15 protein-coding genes and 1 tRNA gene are annotated in these 16,408 nt (G+C 67.6%); 3 read left to right on the forward strand and 13 right to left on the reverse strand.

From position 1 onward, the window contains the following. Positions 1-60: 60 nt before the first annotated feature. The 11 genes from EU805_RS10160 to EU805_RS10205 form a co-directional block, all read right to left on the reverse strand. Entirely contained in the window at positions 61-939 is an 879-nt protein-coding gene (locus tag EU805_RS10160; RefSeq protein ID WP_129763867.1) for a DmsC/YnfH family molybdoenzyme membrane anchor subunit, read from the reverse strand. Next, a complete protein-coding gene (locus tag EU805_RS10165) occupies positions 936-1,697 on the reverse strand; it encodes a 4Fe-4S dicluster domain-containing protein (RefSeq protein ID WP_129763868.1) in 762 nt (253 codons plus the stop codon). The genes EU805_RS10160 and EU805_RS10165 overlap by 4 nt, the downstream gene beginning before the upstream one ends. Continuing rightward, complete coding sequence (locus tag EU805_RS17440) at positions 1,694-1,831, reverse strand: hypothetical protein (protein ID WP_165351926.1); 138 nt, start codon at positions 1,829-1,831, stop codon at positions 1,694-1,696. The genes EU805_RS10165 and EU805_RS17440 overlap by 4 nt, the downstream gene beginning before the upstream one ends. Then, entirely contained in the window at positions 1,828-4,668 is a 2,841-nt protein-coding gene (locus tag EU805_RS10170; RefSeq protein WP_129763869.1) for a molybdopterin-dependent oxidoreductase, read from the reverse strand. The genes EU805_RS17440 and EU805_RS10170 overlap by 4 nt, the downstream gene beginning before the upstream one ends. Further along, a complete protein-coding gene (locus EU805_RS10175) occupies positions 4,665-5,711 on the reverse strand; it encodes an acetate/propionate family kinase (protein WP_129763870.1) in 1,047 nt (348 codons plus the stop codon). Before EU805_RS10175 ends, EU805_RS10170 begins: the two co-directional genes overlap by 4 nt. Positions 5,712-5,811: 100 nt before the next feature. Further along, positions 5,812-6,561, reverse strand: coding sequence for a sulfite exporter TauE/SafE family protein (locus tag EU805_RS10180; protein WP_370318195.1), 750 nt, complete (start codon positions 6,559-6,561; stop codon positions 5,812-5,814). Continuing rightward, the gene (xsc, locus tag EU805_RS10185) at positions 6,558-8,333 is read right to left on the reverse strand and encodes a sulfoacetaldehyde acetyltransferase (protein WP_129763871.1); all 1,776 of its coding nucleotides are present in this window, start codon (positions 8,331-8,333) and stop codon (positions 6,558-6,560) included. The genes EU805_RS10180 and xsc overlap by 4 nt, the downstream gene beginning before the upstream one ends. An 83-nt stretch (positions 8,334-8,416) precedes the next feature. Next, entirely contained in the window at positions 8,417-9,868 is a 1,452-nt protein-coding gene (locus EU805_RS10190) for a PLP-dependent aminotransferase family protein (RefSeq protein ID WP_129763872.1), read from the reverse strand. 303 nt (positions 9,869-10,171) lie between these two features. Beyond that, on the reverse strand, positions 10,172-11,545 hold the full coding sequence (locus EU805_RS10195; protein WP_129763873.1) for an aspartate aminotransferase family protein: 1,374 nt from the start codon (positions 11,543-11,545) through the stop codon (positions 10,172-10,174). 107 nt (positions 11,546-11,652) lie between these two features. Next, entirely contained in the window at positions 11,653-11,904 is a 252-nt protein-coding gene (locus tag EU805_RS10200; RefSeq protein WP_129763874.1) for a hypothetical protein, read from the reverse strand. A gap of 105 nt (positions 11,905-12,009) precedes the next feature. Continuing rightward, a tRNA-Ala gene (locus EU805_RS10205) sits at positions 12,010-12,085 on the reverse strand. A 67-nt stretch (positions 12,086-12,152) separates the two neighbouring features. Between EU805_RS10205 and EU805_RS10210 the strand changes: the two genes are divergently transcribed. After that, positions 12,153-12,674: a hypothetical protein gene (locus tag EU805_RS10210; RefSeq protein WP_165351927.1), complete on the forward strand. Its 522-nt coding sequence runs from the start codon at positions 12,153-12,155 to the stop codon at positions 12,672-12,674. Between the two features lie 9 nt (positions 12,675-12,683). Continuing rightward, positions 12,684-12,974, forward strand: coding sequence for a GlsB/YeaQ/YmgE family stress response membrane protein (locus EU805_RS10215; protein ID WP_129763876.1), 291 nt, complete (start codon positions 12,684-12,686; stop codon positions 12,972-12,974). 84 nt (positions 12,975-13,058) lie between these two features. Here the strand turns inward: EU805_RS10215 and EU805_RS10220 are convergent, their stop codons facing one another. After that, a complete protein-coding gene (locus EU805_RS10220; protein WP_129763877.1) occupies positions 13,059-13,448 on the reverse strand; it encodes a VOC family protein in 390 nt (129 codons plus the stop codon). 38 nt (positions 13,449-13,486) lie between these two features. Here EU805_RS10220 and EU805_RS10225 point away from each other — a divergent pair, with 38 nt between their 5' ends. After that, positions 13,487-14,074 carry a helix-turn-helix domain-containing protein gene (locus EU805_RS10225; protein WP_129763878.1) on the forward strand — a complete coding sequence of 196 codons (588 nt, stop codon included), beginning with the start codon at positions 13,487-13,489 and terminating at the stop codon, positions 14,072-14,074. 64 nt (positions 14,075-14,138) lie between these two features. Here the strand turns inward: EU805_RS10225 and uvrB are convergent, their stop codons facing one another. Continuing rightward, positions 14,139-16,349, reverse strand: coding sequence for an excinuclease ABC subunit UvrB (gene uvrB, locus EU805_RS10230; RefSeq protein ID WP_129763879.1), 2,211 nt, complete (start codon positions 16,347-16,349; stop codon positions 14,139-14,141). Positions 16,350-16,408: the final 59 nt, after the last annotated feature.

The following is a 16,408-nucleotide window of genomic DNA, read 5'->3' on the forward strand; positions in this document are numbered from 1 at the left end:
ACTCCGGGGGAGGCGCGCTCGCGCGCCGGGGGCAGAGCCCCCTCTGTCCCGGGGTCCGCCTCAGGCGGTGCGTCGTGCGCCGTAGTAGAGGCCCACCACGTGCTCGGCCTGGGCGAAGAACAGCCAGCGCAGGCAAAGCACGCCCAGCAGATGCGCCAGGATCGCCACGACGGCGGTCACATGGGTCAAGCCGAACGCCAGGATCGCCAGCGGCAGGACGAAGGCGAGGCTCATCCCGATGATCCGCAGATACATCACGTGGCGGCGTCCGACGACGTAGACGAACTCCTTCAACAGGTAGTTCGATCCGCTGTGCGGCGGCAGAAAGGCGCGCACCTCTCCGCGCTCGCCAAGCCCGGTGGCCGTGCCGAGGGTCGTGCCGGAGCGTGCGAAGCGCCGGTCGCCCGTGAACCAGGCGATCCCCTGCAACACGGCGGCGGCGGCCAGCAGGACAAGCGCCGCCAGCCCCTGGTTGGCCAGAAGCGCCCCGCCGCCGCCCGCGAGGGTCAGGAACACGGCCGGAGTGGTCCAGTGATGCCAGCGCGGCACGGACCGCAACTGGGTGTAGATCATCGAGGTGGTCCAGATCGTGCCCGCGCAGCCCAGGCTCACCAGCCAGCCCAGGGGCGCGAGGGGCGTGCCGAAGATCGCGGTCAGGGCAAAGATCCCGCCAAGGGTCAGCGTGACGACCGCGGCGATCGCTTCGCGCGACAGCCAGGAGCTGCGCCACTGGGTGAAGGCCTTGAGCGCGCGTTCCGGCCGGCCCAGGTGCAGGGCGGAGGCCATCAGCCCGCCCACCGCCAGCGCGTAGGCCACGAAGAAGAACCCGAAGGCCACCCAGCCGGTCGGGGCCGGCAGGCCCAGCCCCAGCCAGAACAGCAGGCCGAACCCCATTCCCGAAAGCGTGGTGAAGATGATGACGGAGGGCGCCGGGTTCACGCGCGCCCTCCTTTCGGCAGGGCCGAGAGCGCCTTGTCGAGCCAGGCCACCAGCCCCTTGCCGTCCTGTGCGACAGGCTCCAGCAACGGGGCCAGGACGTCGACTTCGTCGGTATCGCGCGCGCGGGGCGGCAGATACTTGTTCACCGGCTTGCAGCCCTGTTCCGGCATCAGGTCGAACCCGCCACGCTCGGCCACCAGCTGGCTGACGGCGCTGTCCGGGTCGCCCAGGTCGCCGAAGTGCCGCGCCTTTGACGGGCAGGTGCGCACGCAGGCGGGGGTGCGGTCGATCTCCGGCAGGTTCTCGTTGTAGATCCGGTCGACGCAGAGCGTGCATTTCTTCATGACCCCCTCCGCCGGATCCGCCTCGCGCGCGCCGTAAGGGCAGGCCCAGGCGCAAAGCTGGCAGCCGATGCAGGCGCTTTCGTTGACCAGCACGATCCCGTCCTCGGCGCGCTTGTAGCTGGCCCCCGTGGGGCAGACGGTGACGCAGGGCGCATCCTCGCAATGCAGGCAGGACTTGGGGAAATGGACCTGCTGGGCGGGGCCCTCGTCGGGTATGACCTCGTAGGAATGCACGCGGTTGAGGAAGGTCCCCGACGGATCGGCGCCGTAAGGATTGGTGTCCGACAGGGGCGCGCCGTAGTTCTCGGTGTTCCAGCCCTTGCAGGCCACGACGCAGGCGTGACAGCCGACACAGGTGTCGAGGTCGATCACCAGGCCGAGCTTCACCGAAGACGGGGGCGGAAGTTGGGTCATGCGGCAGAAGTCTCCGTGGGGGGATCGAGCCGTCCGCCCGTGGCGTCGGGGTCGGACCAGCTGGCGACGAACCAGATGAAACTGCCCAGCGTGAACACCAGGAAAGCCGCGATCGCAAGCAGCGTCCATTTCATGATGGGCCGACCTTCCACGTCAGCCGATCCGGCGTGTCCCGGTCAGGCAGGTCGAGCGGCGGCATCACCGGCTGGACCTCGCTCGGGGCGGCGGATTTCTCTATCTTCACGCGCAGGTCGAACCAGGCGGCCTGTCCGGTGATCGGATCCGAATTCGCCCACCGCAACCCGTCGCCCTTGGGGGGCAGAAGCTCGTGGATGAGGTGGTTCATCAAGAAACCCTTGGTCGCCTCCGGTGCATCGCGATCGAGCGCCCAGGCGCCCTTGCGCTTGGCGATAGCGTTCCAGGTCCAGACGGTATGCGCGTTCAGGCTGGCCTGGTGGGCGACGGGCACGGTGATCCCGCCGTGGGCGCTGGTGACGCGGGCCCAGTCGCCCTCCTTGAAGCCATGCTTTTCCCACACCTTCGTCGGCAGATAGAGCGGGTTGTGCCCGTGGATCTGCCGCAGCCAGGCGTTGGCCCCGCCCCAGCTGTGATACATCGCCGCCGGGCGCTGGGTCAGCGCGTGCAGATCGTATTCCTCGGGGTCGACATGGGCGTCCTCGAACGGCGGATACCAGATCGGCAGCGGGTCCATCGTGACCTGCATCTGGCCGCGCAGATGGTCAGGCGGCTGGCGGTCGCCCTGGCCTTCGGCGGCGCGCTGGAACCGGCGGAGGGGTTCGGCGTAAAGCTGGAAGATGTAGGGCGCCGGCGCATCGAAGAGGCCCGTCTCCACCGCCCAGTCCTGGTAGGCGCGGTTGAAGGGTTTGTAATAGGCGGCCTCGTCCGGGATGTGCTTTATCCAGAAGCCGCCGTTGGCGATATAGGTGGCGATCTGGCTGTCGTTGGGATCGCCGCGCCCGTGCTGCAGGCCGGTCGGGCCGACCCGCCATCCCGCGAGGGGGCCCACGCCGGGCCGGCGCAGGTGGCTTTGAATGTAATCTGCGTAATCGGCGTATTTCGCCGTGCCGTCGGCGTTCACGAATCCCGGCAGCGCCAGCCGCGCGGCCAGATCGCAGAGCACCGACTGGAAGCCGCGCACGTCGCGATCGGGCTCCACCACCGGCCAGCGGATCGCGTCGGCGGCGGCATCGGCCTCGCAGATCGGGCGGTCGAGCAGGCTGATGCAATCGTGCCGCTCGAGGTAGGTGGTGTCGGGCAGGATCAGGTCGGCGTAGCCCACCATCTCGGACTGGTAGGCATCGGCGTAGATGATCCGCGGAATGACGTAGTCGCCGTTCTCGTCTGTGTCGGTGAGCATCTTGGTGACACCGCCCACGTTCATCGAGGAGTTCCACGCCATGTTCGCCATGAACAAAAAGAGCGTGTCGATCCTGTAGGGATCGCGCGCATGCGCGTTCGAGATCACCATGTGCATCAGTCCGTGCGCCGAGAGGGGCGCGTCCCAGCTGAAGGCCTTGTCGATGCGCGCAGGCGCGCCTTGGGGCGTCAGGCACAGATCCTCGGGGCCTTGCGGATAGCCCAGGTGCGGCCCGTCGAGCGGCTGGCCCGGTGTCACGCGGCTGTGCGGACGGGGGTGGGCCGTGGCGGGCTTGGGGTAAGGCGGCTTGAAGCGCATGCCGCCCGGCGTCTCGACCGCGCCGATCAGGATCTGCAGAAGATGCAGCGCGCGGCAGGTCTGGAACCCGTTGGAATGGGCCGAGATCCCGCGCATGGCGTGGACGCTGACGGGGCGGCCCACCATGGTCTTGTGCACCTTGCCGCGGAAATCGGTCCATTCGCGGTCCAGCACGATTTCCTGGTTGAAGGCGACATCGGCGATGTCTGCGGCCAGCCTGCGAATGCGTGCGGCGGGAATGCCCACGCGGTCGGCCACGGTCTCTGGCGCGTGCACGGGGTCGGCGTAGCGTTCGGCCATCAGGTGGAACACGCTCAGATGCGTGACGCCGCCGCGGCGCAGCTTGCCGGTCAGCACGGGTTCGACCCCCTGGCCGTTCCAGGGCGCGGGCTTGCCGGTGCGGCTGTCAATGACCAGCGGCTGCAGATCGTCGTCGCGCAGGAAGAGGCCAAAGTCCGGCGACTTGGGGTCCTGATCGACCAGCACGCTCGCGTTGGTGAACCGGGCGAGATACTCGGCGTCGATCTTGCCGGCCGTCATCAGGCAGTGGATCAGGGCCAGGATCAGCAACCCGTCGTTGCCGGGGGTCACGCCGAACCAGTCGTCGGCGATGGCGTTGTAGCCGGTGCGCACGGGATTGATCCCCACGGTGCGCGCGCCGCGTTCCTTCAGCTTGGCAAGGCCCAGCTTGATCGGGTTGCTGTCGTGATCCTCTGCCACGCCGAACAGCAGGAACAGCTTGGTGCGGTCCCAGTCGGGCTGGCCGAACTCCCAGAAGGCGCCGCCCATGGTGTAGATGCCCGCCGCCGCCATGTTGACCGAACAGAACCCGCCGTGGGCCGCGTAGTTCGGCGTGCCGTAGGCCTGCGCCCAGAGCCCGGTGAAGGACTGCGACTGGTCGCGCCCGGTGAAGAAGGCAAGCTTCTCGGGCGCCTCGTCGCGGATCGGCTTCAGCCAGGAGACGGCGAGGTCGAGTGCCTCGTCCCAGGAGATCTCTTCGTACTGGCCGGATCCGCGGGGGCCCGTGCGCCGCATCGGCGCGCGCAGGCGGGCGGGGGAGTTCTGCTGCATGATCCCCGCGCTGCCCTTGGCGCAAAGCACGCCCTGGTTCACGGGGTGATCGCGGTTGCCTTCGATGTAGGCGACCTTCTTCTTGCCGTCGGGGCCGGTTTTCATGTGCACGTCGATCCCGCAGCGGCAGGCGCACATATAGCAGGTGGTCTTGCGGACCTCGTCCGAGACGCGAGGCGACAGGTCGAGTTTCGGCTGGTTCATGACAACACCTTTCGGGCGGCGCGGGCGATGGTTCGTTCTTCCTGCGCCGGAACGATTTCGGCGGTCACGGCGGAGGACCTGCGATGCAGGATGGCCTCCCCCGCGGCGTTGGCACCCGCGTCGTACTCTACCCCGAGGAAGGCCAGCCCGTCCATGATCGCAGCCCTCACGGCGGCGTCATTTTCGCCGATTCCGCCCGTGAAGGCCACGCCGTCGAGACCGCCCATCGCGGCCACCATCGCGCCCGCGTGCCGCACGGCCCAGTAGGTGAAGTGCCCCCGCGCGAAGCGGGCCGCGCGGTCGTCCCGTTCGGCCAGCGTCCGCATGTCCGAGGCACCGCCGAGGCCCAGCAGGCCGGACCGCCGGTTCAGCAGATCTGAGGTCTCGTCTATCCCGATCTCGCGTGCCAGCCGCAGCACCGCGTTGGGATCGAGACTGCCCGACCGGGTGCCCATGGTCAGCCCCTCCAGCGGCGAATAGCCCATGGTGGTGGCGACGGAATGCCCGTCGCGGATCGCGCAAAGCGAGGCACCGTTCCCCAGGTGCAAGGCCAGCAGGCGGCGGGGCAGCGGATCGAGCGCCTGCACCAGGCCTTCGTAGCTGATCCCGTGAAAGCCGTAGCGCCGCAGGCCGTGACCGGTGTCGGGAAGGGCATAGGCGGTGGCGACCCGCGGGTTGGTCGCATGGAAGGCGGTGTCGAAGACGGCGACCTGGGGAAGGTCCGGGGCATGCGCCGTCACCGCATCGATTCCGGCCAGATGCGCCGGGTTGTGCAAGGGGGCCAGGGGGACCAGGCGCTCGATCTCGGCCCGGACGGCGGGGGTGATCCGCTGCGGGGACGTCAGCGCCTCGCCACCATGCACGACGCGGTGGGCGGCGGCGGTGAGTCTGTGGCCACGGTCGCGGTAGCGCTCCAGCAGTGCGGCGATGGCGGCGGCAGGATCGGTCACTTCGGAGATCGTCGCCCGCGCCACCGGTTGCAGGTCGGCGTCGAAGAGTGCCGATTTGACGGAGGATGATCCGGTGTTGAGCACGAGGATCACGGGCGGCGCCCGCGTCTGGCGGGGCAGGGGGCTCTGCCCCCCGGCCCTGCGGGCCTCCCCCCGGGATATTTCCGGAACAGAGATCGGGAGAGGGGGGCGCTCATGCGAGGCCCTTGACGAGGCCGAGGACCGACAGCGCCAGCAGGAGCCACATGGCGAAGCGCCGGAAGGCGGCGGGCGGGGCGAGCAGGAAGCGGCGGTTGCCGAGCCAGAGGCCGAGCCCGACGATGGGCGCTGCAAGCGCGGTCAACTGGAACGTGCCGAGGCCGACGTTGCCGCCCCAAGCCATGATCGGCAGTCCGACGATGTCGATGCCCGCGAGAAAGACGATCATCGTGGCGCGAAAGACCGCGGGCGGCAGCGGCTGGGCCGCGAGGCTTGCGGCGACCGGCAAGCCGCCGACCGCAACCGCGTTGGCGATCCCGGCCACGATCCCCACCGCCGCATGCGCCGGTGGCGGCAGGGGCCGGCGCAGGGTCCAGCCGGTGAGCAACACCAGGGCCATCGCGCCGATCAGCGCCGAGAGACCGAGCCGCACGATCGTTTCCGGCAGCGCCAGAAGTACCAAAATCGCGACCGGCATCGCGATCACGGCGCCCGCCCAGAGCCACAGGAGCCGGGACCAGTCGACATGGCCGCGCAGGCTGCGGGCCTGCGCCGCGCTCATGACGATTTCCAGGATGAAGATCACCGGGATCAGCGGCACCGGGTCGGTCACCAGCGCGGCTATCCCGAGCACGATGGCCGCGAAACCGAAGCCAGAGTAGCCGCGCACGACGGCGGCGCCGAAGAAGGCCGCCGCCAGCGTCAGCGCAACCGGCCAGGCGGCGAGACCGTCGAGCGCGATCACACCTGCGCTGCGGCCATGTCGGCCCGGTCGATCCCCGCGACCTTCACAGGCTTCTTCATCGCGTCTCGGCGGAAGGGCTCGCCCAGTTCCTGGTTCAGAAGGACCTCGATCAGCGTGGTCTTGCCCGCGGCCTGATCCTTGAGTGCGGTGTTCAACGCCTCCGTCACCTCGTCCATCGTGCGGACCTGCACGCCCTTCAGCCCGCAGGACTGCGCGATCCCGGCGTAGGAGACGCCCTCGTCCAGCTCTGTGCCCACGAAATTGTCGTCGAACCACAGGGTCGAGTTCCGCTTCTCCGCCCCCCACTGGTAATTGCGGAAGACGACCATGGTGATCGCGGGCCATTCACTGCGCCCGATGGCCGTGAGTTCGTTGCAGGCGATACCGAAGGCGCCGTCGCCCGCGAAGCCCACGACGGGCGTGTCGGGCTGGCCGATCTTGGCGCCGACGATGGCGGGCAGTCCGTAGCCGCAGGGGCCGAAGAGGCCGGGGGCCAGGTATTTGCGGCCCGCCTCGAAGGACGGGTAGGCGTTGCCGATGGCGCAGTTGTTGCCGATGTCTGAACTGATGATCGCTTCTCGCGGCAGGGCGGCCTGGATCGCGCGCCAGGCCATGCGGGGGGACATCCAGTCGGGCTTGTCGGCGCGGGCCCGCGCGTTCCAGGTGGTGCCCTCGTCGTCGTCCTCGTGGTCCATCGAGGAGAGCTGCTGCGCCCATTTCGACTTGGTGTCGGAGATGAGGCCCTTGCGGGCGTCGCGGCCCTCGTCCCCGGCGGTGTCCGACAGGCCCGCGTGGATCGCCGTCGCGACCTTGGCCGCGTCTCCGACGATGCCGACGGTGACCTTCTTGGTCAGGCCAATGCGGTCGGGGTTCAGGTCGACCTGGATGATCCTGGCGTCCTTGGGCCAGTAGTCGATGCCGTAGCCGGGCAAGGTGCTGAAGGGGTTCAAACGCGTGCCCAGCGCGAGCACCACGTCGGCCTTGGCGATCAGCTCCATCCCGGCCTTCGATCCGTTGTAGCCCAGCGGCCCGGCGAAGAGCGGATGCGAGCCGGGGAAGGCGTCGTTGTGCTGGTAGCCCACGCAGACCGGCGCATCGAGGCGCTCGGCCAGTTGCATCGAGGCGGCGATGCCGCCCTCCGCCAGCACGACGCCCGCGCCGTTGAGGATCACGGGGAATTTCGCATCGGACAGCAACTCGGCGGCGCGGGCGATGGCGTCGGAGCCCCCCTCGGGCCGTTCGAAGGCGACGATCTGCGGCAATTCCACGTCTATGACCTGCGTCCAGAAATCGCGCGGCACGTTGATCTGCGCGGGCGCCGAGGCGCGCTTGGCGGCCATGATGACGCGGTTCAGCGTCTCGGCGATACGGGTGGGGTCGCGGACCTCTTCCTGGTAGGCGACCATGTCCTCGAAGAGCTTCATCTGCTCGACTTCCTGAAAACCGCCCTGACCGATGGTCTTGTTGGCGGCCTGCGGGGTGACCAGCAGCAGCGGCGTGTGGTTCCAGTAGGCGGTCTTCACCGCGGTGACGAAGTTGGTGATGCCCGGCCCGTTCTGGGCGATCATCATCGACATGCGCCCCGTGGCCCGGGTGTAGCCATCGGCCATCATGCCCGCCGAGCCTTCATGCGCGCAGTCCCAGAAGGTTATCCCTGCGTCGGGAAAGATGTCCGAGATCGGCATCATGGCGGAGCCGATGATCCCGAAGGCCTGGTCGATCCCGTGCATCTGAAGCGTTTTGACGAAGGCTTCCTCGGTGGTCATTTTCATCTGCGGAAATCCTGCGCTGAAGGGGTTCGGGGACAGGTTTAGGCGGTGCGCGCCCCCTGCATAGGGCCAGTCCGGACGATGGGCTAAGACCAGATCGCCGCGGCGATCCGGGCGATCCCTTCCGGGATGCGGCCCTGCGGGATCGAGGAATAGGCCAGCCGGATCGCGTTCGACGGCCCCTCCGCCGCGAAGAACGGCGCGCCGGGCTCGATCAACACATCACGGGTCAGCAGGTCCTGCGCGAGCCGTTCGGTATCGACCGTCTCGCCCGCGCGGACCCAGACCGAGGAGCCGCCGTAGACGCCCACCCCTTCGATGGTCAGGCTGTGACGGGCCAGCGCCTCGTCCAGGATTCGGCGGCGCGCGTGAAGGGCGGTGCGCATCCGCGTGACCCGCGCGTCATAGTGCCCGAGCGTGAGGTAATAGGCCGTCGTGCGCTGGATCTGACCCGGCGGGTGCCGCACCACCTGCGCGCGCAAGGCCCGGGCCGCCGCGATGAAGGGTGCGGGTCCGACGAGGTAGCCCAGGCGCAACCCCGGGAAGAGCGACTTGGAGAAGCTGCCGACGTAGATCACGCGGCCATCGAGGTCGCGCGACTTCAGCGCAGGCTGCGGCGCGCCGAGGAAGGACATCTCGAACTCGTAGTCGTCCTCGACCACGATCATGTCGTCGCGCCGCGCCCGGGCCAGCAGCGCGGCGCGGCGCGCGGCGGGCATGGTGGCGGTGGTCGGGCACTGGTGGCTGGGGGTGGTGAATACGACGCGCGTGCCCTGCGGGATCAGGTCCGGTGGCAGCCCATCGGCATCCACCGGGACCGGGGTCAGGGCAGCGCCGGTCGCCTGCACGATGCGGCGCAGGGCCGGGTAGCAGGGATCCTCGGTCACGCAAGCCGTCCCCTCCGCCAGCAGCAGTTGCGCCGACAGCCACAGGGCGTTCTGAGCGCCCAGGGTGACCAGCACCTGCTCCGGCCGGGCCGAGATGCCGCGCCGCGGCAGGATCTGGTTCACCAGCGCGTCGACCAGAAGCGGATCGTCGCCGTCGTACTGGTCGGCGGCGAGGGCCGTGAAATCGCGCCGGCCGAGCGCCTGCAACGCGCACAACCGCCAACCGGCGGTGTCGAAGAGGTCCGGGTCGGGCTGTCCGTAGACGAAAGGATAGCGGTAGCGCGCCCAGTCGGTGGGTTTGGAGACACCGAACCCCGCTGGCCGGACCTGCAGCACCGCCCCCCAATCGACGGTGCTGGGAGTCGTCGGCGCGGGGGTGGTGTCGCGCGGCTCCGGCGCGGTCTGCGAGACGAAATAGCCCGACCGCCCCGCGGAGGTCAGGTAGTCATCCGCCACGAGGTCCGTGTAGGCCAGCGTCACGGTGATCCGGCTAACGCCGAGGTGTGCGGCCAGTTTGCGCGAAGACGGAAGGCGCGCGCCCTTGGCGAACCGCCCCGACAGGATGCCGCGCGCGACCATCTGGCGGATGCGCTGCTGCAGCGTCCCTTCGGTCGCCGTGTCGAGGTGAAAGTGCTCTATCGGTATCGCCATGCCCTGGCCTTATGTTTGCGCCAGACTGGACCGATGGGGGAGAGGTGGCAAGAGACGGCGCAAGCGCCGTCTCTGCGGGGGCTCTGCCCCCACCGACGCTGCGCGTCGGCTCCCCCGGGATATTTCTGGCCAGAAGAAGGTGGGTGATGGCAGAAGGCGCGCGCAAGGTAATCGCGAAGCGGATCCGTATTGGTGGCAGCCTTGGTGAGCCGGGCGGCGCTACGTCTGCGCGCGTTCTGCGGGCTAAAGCCCTGACGGCCGGCACGCCTGATGTGCGCCCGGACTATGTCAAAAGGCTCTCGTCTAGCCCAGGACGCGGGTCAGGGCGGTGTCCACGGCCCCCGTGATCTGGTCGATATCGTCGGCGGTCGCGATCAGCGGCGGGGCGAAGAGCAGGGTGTTGTTGAAACCGGGCACCGAGCGGTTGGTGGCCCCCATGATCACGCCCTGCGCCATGCAGTCGGTGAGGATCGCGGCGATCTGCTTTTCGCTCACCGGCTCCTTCGTGGCGCGGTCGGTGACCAGTTCGGCCCCGGCGAAAAGACCCATGCCGCGGATGTCGCCGATCGCCGGGTGGCGCTGAGAGAGGTCCTTGAGGTTGTCCATCAGCCGCACGCCCATCGCGGCGGAATTGGCCAGAAGGTCCTCTTCCTCGATGATCGCCATGTTCTCGATGGCGGCCGTCGGGCCCGCGGTGCAGCCCCCGAAGGTCGAGATGTCGCGGAAATAGCCCAGGTGATCGGTGTCGTCCTTGAACTGCTCGAACACGGCTTCGGTCGTCACGCAGCACGAGATCGCCGCGTAGCCGGAGGCGACCCCCTTGGCCATGGTCACGATGTCGGGCTTCACGCCGAACTGCTGGTAACCGAACCAGGTACCGGTCCGGCCCAGGCCGCAGACCACCTCGTCGATATGCAGAAGGATGTCGTACTTGCGGCAGATCTCCTGCACGCGTTCCCAGTAGCCTTTGGGCGGCACGATGATGCCGCCGCCCGCGGTGATCGGCTCCAGACACAGGGCGCCCACCGTGTCGGGGCCTTCGCGCAGGATGACCGCCTCGATGGCATCGGCGGCGCGCTGGCCGTATCCTTCCCCGCCGTCGTCCGAGCGGTATTCGAGGCAGTGCGGCACCTGCACGAACCCGGGCGCGAAGGGGCCGTACATCGCGTTGCGCTCCTGCTGGCCGCCGGCGGAGAGGTTGGCGATCGTGGTGCCGTGGTAGTCGCGGTCGCGGAACAGGATCTTGTGCTTGCGTCCTCCGTGATGCTTGTGCGCGATCTGGCGCACCATCTTGAAGGCCTTCTCGTTGGCCTCGGAGCCCGAGCTGGTGTAGTAGACGCGGCTCAGCCCCGGCATCTTGTCGACCAGCATCTGCGCGAACTGCGCGCCGGGAATCGTTCCCGAGGCGCTGGCGAAAAAGCACAGCTTGGTCAGCTGGGCCGCGACCGCGTCGGCGATCCGCTTGCGCCCGTAGCCCACGTTCACGGTCCAGACCGCGCCCGAGACGGCGTCGATATGTTCCTTGCCGCGGATGTCCCAGACTCGCATGCCTTTCCCTTCTACCATCACGCGCGGGTCGATGGTCTCGAATGGCTTGTGCTGGATCAGGTGGTGCCAGACGTGGGCGCGGTCCGCTTCGACGATGGCCGAGGGATCGTTGCTGAGAGGGTAGGTCATCGCGGCACTCCGGTCTGGGACGGGGGGCTTGGGGGGGCCCGTCCGCGATCGTCGCGCCAAGCGATGCGCCGCGTTAGTGCCAGACCGGGCGCATCGCTAAGGCCAGATTACTCCTCGACCCGGGTGATCGAGTTGAAGGTGCCGACGCCGTTGTCGCCGTTGGTGTCCCAGTCGATGACGATGCGGTCATTGGCCTTCAGATCCTCTGGCAGTTCGAGATCGGAGGGCAGTTCCCAGACGGTCCGGTCCTTCATCACGAGGATCATGTCGACGCGGTCGAAGGCCAGGACGGTGCCGCTGGTGCTGTCGGCGAAGGCGGGGGTGGCAAGCAGGGCGAGGGCGAGAATGGCGGTGCGCATGGCGCGGAGCTCCTGAAGTCGCGGAAGTGCGATGGAGCGCAGATGGGATGCCGCGCAAGCGCTGCAAGAGCCGCGCGGGTTGGTGCGAAAATAAATCGGGGTGGATGGTGGAGTCGATCGGGATCGAACCGACGACCTCGTCATTGCGAACGACGCGCTCTCCCAACTGAGCTACGACCCCACTGGCGCTCACTTGCCTCATGCGGGGCGGAAATGCAAGGTCGCATCGACGAAATTCAGAGGGCTATATGAGCGACGAAACGGTACTGGCGATCGGAGCCGCGCTCTTGCTGGTGGTGCTGGCGGGCCTGATGTGGCGGGACCGGGGCCGCGACCGGACCCGGCGCCGCCCGCGCGAGACCGCAGCACCCCCGCCGGAGACATGCGTCGTGGTAGACGGGTCGAACGTCATGCACTGGGGCGGCGAGGCGTCCGAACTGGTGCTGATCCGCGTGATCCGCGCGGTCGAGGCGCGCGGGCTGACCCCCATCGTGATCTTCGACGCCAACGTGGGCTGGGTGCTCTACGACAAGTTCCAGGGGGCCTTCGCCATGGCGCGCCGGGTGAACCTGCCGCCGCGACAGGTCCACGTGGTGGACAAGGGCGTCGTGGCCGATGCGGAGATCCTGGAACTGGCAAGGCGGGAGGGGCTGAAAATCGTGTCGAACGACCGTTTCCGCGACTGGTCGGTGCGCTATCCTCTGGTCAAGGCGAAGGGCCGGACGCTGCGGGGCACGTGGTCGGACGGCACCGTGCGCTGGGCAAAGTAGGAGACGGCCATGGAAACCTTTCTCGAAGTCATCGGCTGGACGGCCATCGTCCTGCTGGCCCTCATCGGCCTCGTCGCGGGGCTGGTCGCCTCGGTCGTGACGGGCGGGAGCAAGGGGAAATACATCATCGCCGGGGTGCTGGGCGCGGTGGCGTTTCCCTTCGTGCTGGCGGCGCTGGGCGTGACGGCGGTCGTGGGGGCCGGGCTGCTTGCGGTGCTGGCGATCGGGATCGTCGGCGCCGTGCTGATCGTGGCGCTGGTGAAAGCGGTGACGGGGCGGGGCGACCGGACCCGGCACTGACGCCTGCCATTACGCCGTGCTGCCGAAATACCGCAGGTGATCGACGTATGAACCCGGGGGACCGGGTCTACACGCTCGATGTCGTCAGCCGACGGCCTGCATCGATTTTGACAAATCCTGTGCGATCATGAGTGCGTTCCCGTCCGGGTCGTAGAAGGTTGCCGTACTCACCATGCCTTCGATCGTTTCGGTCTCTCCATCGAAACGAACGCCTGCCGCTTCGAGTGCGGCCCGATCTGCTTCAATGTCACTGACACCGAAGACTGGAACGGTGTTGCCGGGAGCAGGCTCCGCCTGTTCTCCCAACCCGAGGGTGACGCCTTCGGTCTTGGTCGTCATCTCGCTCCAGCCAGCGTCGTCCATGTGGTACAGCAGGTCGAACCCCAGCATCTGGTTGTACCACTGTGCGCTCGAGTACCTGTCTCGCACCGAGATCGCGAAGGTAATCGTGTTGTTCAAGGCGACGACAGACATGGTGTTCCCTTTCACGTCTTGTTTAGTTACTAACCTTTATGGACATCAGCCTTCTTGTCAATCTGTCATCGCGCGCATGGTCACTGGACATTCTCGCCGCGCTTGCGTCCGGAACGCCGGGACGTCAGACGACCCTTCTTTCCGCGACGGGGGCGGGACGATCGGCATTTGCGGGCAGCTTGGCAAACCTGCTCGACATGCGACTGATCGAGCGCAACCCTGGCCACGGCCATCCGCTGCGTCCCGAGTTCCGATTGACCGCAGACGGCGAAAGGGCCGCCGGCATCGCCTGCAGGATCAAGGGGCTGGTGCACGACCCGTCGGAAGGCGCTCTGATCCGGCGGACGTGGACGGTTCCGATCCTCGCCGTGACCGACCGGCCGCGGTTTTTCGGCGAAATCAGACACGAGCTTCGGAATATATCGGACAGGTCCTTGTCGGGATCCTTGCGACAGCTCGAAGATCGCAGATGGATCCGGCGCCATGTCGATGTCGAGGCGCGACCGCCGCGGCCCACCTACGAGGCGGCTGACCTGGGCGCGGACCTCAGCTTGGCGATCGGACTTGCGCCCGATGGGCCGTCATCCGAACGAAAGGCTTCGCGGGCCAATTCATCGGGACGGTAGGTCTCGAAGACCACGGGAACCGATCGGATCAGCCCGACGCTTTGCTGCCGAAGCGCGATTGACGCTACCGTCCCTTCTTTCCCTTCCGCTTCACACCACCTCGCATCCCGCCGCGGCCCATCGTGCTGCGGCCTGACTTCGCGCTGCTTTCCTCGACCGCCCGGTCCACCGCCTGTTGCCGCGCGAGGGGGTCGTCTGCCACGGCCAATTCAACCGCTTCCAGCCGTTTCAGCTCGTCGCGCAGGCGGGCGGCTTCCTCGAATTCGAGGTTCTCGGCGGCCTTGCGCATGTCGGTGCGCAGACCGTCCAGCACCGCCTTCATGTTCGAGCCCTGCCGCTCGACCTTGGCCGTCACGCGGTTCATGTCCACGTCGCCCTTGTAGAGCCCGGCGAGGATGTCCTCGACGTTCTTCTTCACGGTCTGCGGCGTGATGCCGTGTTCCTCGTTGTAGGCGATCTGCTTGGCGCGGCGGCGGTCGGTCTCGGCCATCGCGCGCTCCATCGAGCCGGTGATGCGGTCGGCATACATGATGACCCGGCCATCGGCGTTGCGCGCGGCGCGGCCGATGGTCTGCACCAGCGACGTCTCGGAGCGCAGGAAACCCTCCTTGTCGGCGTCCAGGATCGCCACCAACCCGCATTCGGGGATGTCGAGCCCCTCTCGCAGCAGGTTGATCCCGATCAGCACGTCGAAGGCGCCCAGGCGCAGGTCGCGCAGGATCTCGATCCGTTCGATGGTGTCGATGTCCGAGTGCATGTAGCGCACGCGGATGCCCTGTTCGTGCATGTATTCGGTCAGGTCCTCGGCCATGCGCTTGGTCAGGGTGGTGCACAGCGTGCGGTAACCGTCGGCGGCGACGCGGCGCACCTCGTCGAGCAGGTCATCGACCTGCATCTCGACGGGCCGGATCTCGATCTTGGGGTCCAGAAGGCCGGTGGGGCGGATGATCTGTTCGGCGAAGACGCCGCCTGCCTGGTCCAGTTCCCAGTCTGCGGGCGTGGCCGACACGAAGACCGACTGCGGCCGCATGGCATCCCATTCCTCGAACTTCAGCGGCCGGTTGTCCATGCAGGAGGGCAGGCGGAAGCCGTGTTCCGCCAGGGTGAACTTGCGCCGGTAGTCGCCCTTGTACATGCCGCCGATCTGGGGGACCGAGACGTGGGATTCATCCGCGAAGACGATGGCGTTGTCGGGGATGAACTCGAAGAGGGTGGGGGGCGGCTCGCCCGGGGCGCGGCCTGTGAGGTAGCGGGAATAGTTCTCGATCCCGTTGCAGACGCCGGTGGCCTCCAGCATCTCCAGATCGAAGTTGGTGCGCTGTTCCAGCCGCTGCGCCTCCAGCAGCTTGCCGTCGGCCACCAGCTGGTCGAGCCGCATCCGCAGCTCTTTCTTGATGCCGATGATCGCCTGCTGCATCGTGGGCTTGGGCGTCACGTAGTGCGAATTGGCGTAGACGCGGATCTTGTCGAAGGTGCCGGTCTTCTCCCCTGTCAGCGGGTCGAATTCGGTGATCGCCTCCAGCTCCTCGCCGAAGAAGGACAGCTTCCACGCCCGGTCGTCGAGGTGGGCGGGCCAGATCTCCAGGGAATCGCCCCGCACCCGGAAGCAGCCCCGCTGGAAGGCCGCGTCGTTGCGCCGGTATTGCTGCGCGATGAGATCCGCCATGATCTTGCGCTGGTCGTAGGATTTGCCGACGTGGATGTCCTGCGTCATCGCCCCATAGGTCTCGACGCTGCCGATGCCGTAGATGCACGACACCGAGGCCACGATGATCACATCGTCCCGCTCCAGCAGCGCCCGGGTGGCCGAGTGGCGCATCCGGTCGATCTGCTCGTTGATCTGGGATTCCTTCTCGATATAGGTGTCCGACCGCGCGACGTAGGCCTCTGGCTGGTAGTAGTCGTAGTAGCTGACGAAATACTCGACCGCGTTGTCGGGAAAGAAGCCCTTGAACTCGCCATAGAGCTGGGCGGCCAGCGTCTTGTTGGGGGCGAGGATGATCGCGGGGCGCTGGGTTTCCTCGATGATCTTGGCCATGGTGAAGGTCTTGCCGGTGCCGGTGGCGCCCAGCAGGACCTGGTCCCGGTCGCCATCGCGCACGCCCTGTGCCAACTCGCGGATCGCAGTGGGCTGGTCGCCCGCGGGATCGAATTCCGTCACCAGCTTGAAGGTCTTTCCGCCTTCCATCTTCTCGCGCTCGCGCACGTTCGGCGCGGGGTTCGACAGGTAGGCGGCGTCCGACAGGTCGCGCTTGTCGGTCTGGGCATAGGCCATCGGGGGGTCCTTCGAACGGTTCGGGCGGGGATGCACCGAACATGCGACCGCCCGCGCCG

Origin of the sequence: Salipiger sp. IMCC34102 (assembly GCF_004145405.1) — a bacterium.
Classification (GTDB): Bacteria; Pseudomonadota; Alphaproteobacteria; order Rhodobacterales; family Rhodobacteraceae; genus Loktanella.